This window comes from Neobacillus drentensis (assembly GCF_036962765.1).
GTDB lineage: Bacteria > Bacillota > Bacilli > Bacillales > Cytobacillaceae > Neobacillus > Neobacillus drentensis_C.
On the sequence record NZ_JBALOS010000160.1, the window covers coordinates 1 to 2,244 of the forward strand.

Below are 2,244 nucleotides of genomic sequence, written 5' to 3' on the forward strand. Positions count from 1 at the left end.
ACTCTCTAGTTTATTTGTTTAATAAACAAATAAATAATTGATTTCTGTGATATTATTAATTAATAATTGTTTAATAGAATCAATCGTTCTTTTGTTGAATTATTTTGGTTTTATTTAGATAACCATATTATTTAAGGGGGAAAAAAATGGAGATAAGTTTCCTATCAATTCTAGCTCTAGGATTTGTTCTTGGTATCAAGCACGCAATAGAACCGGACCATGTGATCGCCGTGTCTACTATTGCCAGCCAAAGTAAAAAATTATTTCGCTCGTCTTTAGCAGGCGTATTCTGGGGAATAGGTCACACAGCTACATTATTTATTATCGGAATTATTCTTATTTTCATGAAGGGCGAAATACCAGAAAAATGGGCTATGTCATTAGAGTTTTTAGTGGGTATTATGCTAGTTTATCTTGGCGCTTCAACTCTCCTTTCATTTAAGAATATCCACGTACATCAGCATGAACACGATGGGGAAAATCATAAACATGTTCACTCTCATACAAATAGTGGACAACATGTGCATAAACACAAATATAAAAATGTTTCATATTTGAAATCCTTAGTGATTGGCTTAGTTCATGGTCTTGCTGGAAGTGGAGCAATGGTTCTATTAACAATGAGTACAGTTAAAAGTGTTTGGGAAGCGGCTGTTTATATCCTTATATTCGGTGTAGGGACAATTATTGGAATGCTTTTCTTTACTACAATTATTGGAATTCCATTCGTGTTTAGTACCAAAAAATTAAGGCTGAACCAAACACTTACCCAAATAACAGGCGCCATTAGTATAATGTTTGGGATATTTTATATGTACAACTTAGGGGTCACTGAAGGATTATTTAAACTTTGGGTACAGTAACTTTAAAAAGCTCACCTCAAAAACCATGATCAAAAAAGGAACCCTGTTTATCAGAGTTCGCATTTAATCACTAAAAATTATTTAATTAAACGTTTGGTTAGTTTATTTTGCCCTTACATTTCTACGATTCAACGATCTAATCAAACGTTTAATTGGTCTTTATACTATGAGGGAGACAGATTTAAAAGAAGTCAAAAAAGGATGCTTTCATTGCTGGGACCTTTTTTTCAAAAAGTTCAATATCAGTCTTGGAACCTTTCAAGAAATCCATTTCATAAAGCTCCATCGGTCTTTTATAACCAAATAGAATCGCAGAAAGGGAATTGATATTTAAGCGAATTCCTTTTTTAGGAGGGTGAACACAGTGACCACCAGTTTTTTCTTTAAATACCTTGATTTCACCGTTTCCGAGTAAATAGCTCCCATTATTCCAAGGTGCATGTGAATCTTCAAGATGCAGGAATAGGGACTCATTTTCATGAATGAATGGAAATCTCCGCAAACATTCCTCTGCATCAACGACCCTCGCCATAAAATAAGGATATAATTCTGTTTCCACCTTGGGCTGCGGCAGAAAATAAGGAAAAGGATCCTTACTTGCAAGATTCATCGTCACTGTTTCAACCATCGAGTCGTGCTGGCAAATAAAATTCCATAGCCCTATTCTTGCTTCATGGTTAAGTGCAACCAGCTCCTTCACATCCATTTTCCTATCCTTCACTCGGTATAGAATATAGCCGCTAGCCTCGCTCTCGGAATGGTAATAGACAGCAATCTGCGAGTCTTCATGATATACGTGTGTTTTCCACCAATTTGTCTCGCGTTTCAGCATGCCTGTATATTGTGAGCAAAATTGTTGGTAAACTTTTTCTATCTCTTCATTATGGGTCTCTTTTGAAAATCTTCTTATTAAACCTTGCTGCGGATCGAGGAACTTTAGGTCCATTTTTTCAATCGTGACTTTTTTCTTTTCACTTAATACTTCCCACCCATATTTTCGATAAAAAGAAATATCAAATGGGTGTAAAAGCGATACAATTTGATGGCTATCCCGCATGTGTTTTAAGGAATCAACGATGAGTGTTTTTACATAACCGTTCCTCCGATATTCTGGGTAGGTTGCGACTCCTGCGATTCCACCCATTTTCCACTCAGCCTCTTTCATAAAAATGTTTAGCGGGATAATATGCAATTTGGCAGCCAGAATGTCTTTATCCCATATTCCTAAAATTTTATGGTTTTTTACTCCTTCCTTTCTAGCTGGTATTTCAGATTCCGGTACTTTATATTGAAAGGCGTACATTGACAGTTTCATTGAATCTAAGTAGTCATTTTCTGTAAGTTCATTAACCAACATTTTAGTCCAATCCCCTTTTTACTA

2 protein-coding genes are annotated in these 2,244 nt (G+C 35.6%); one reads left to right on the forward strand and one right to left on the reverse strand.

What is annotated here, in order from left to right; genetic code table 11:
* Positions 1–146: 146 nt before the first annotated feature.
* Positions 147–863, forward strand: a complete 717-nt coding sequence (locus tag V7137_RS19625; RefSeq protein WP_335699634.1) for an urease accessory protein UreH domain-containing protein — start codon at positions 147–149, stop codon at positions 861–863.
* A 181-nt stretch (positions 864–1,044) separates the two neighbouring features.
* On the opposite strand, the gene V7137_RS19630 is transcribed toward V7137_RS19625, so the two are convergent.
* Positions 1,045–2,220: a GNAT family N-acetyltransferase gene (locus V7137_RS19630; RefSeq protein ID WP_335699635.1), complete on the reverse strand. Its 1,176-nt coding sequence runs from the start codon at positions 2,218–2,220 to the stop codon at positions 1,045–1,047.
* Between the last annotated feature and the right edge of the window lie 24 nt (positions 2,221–2,244).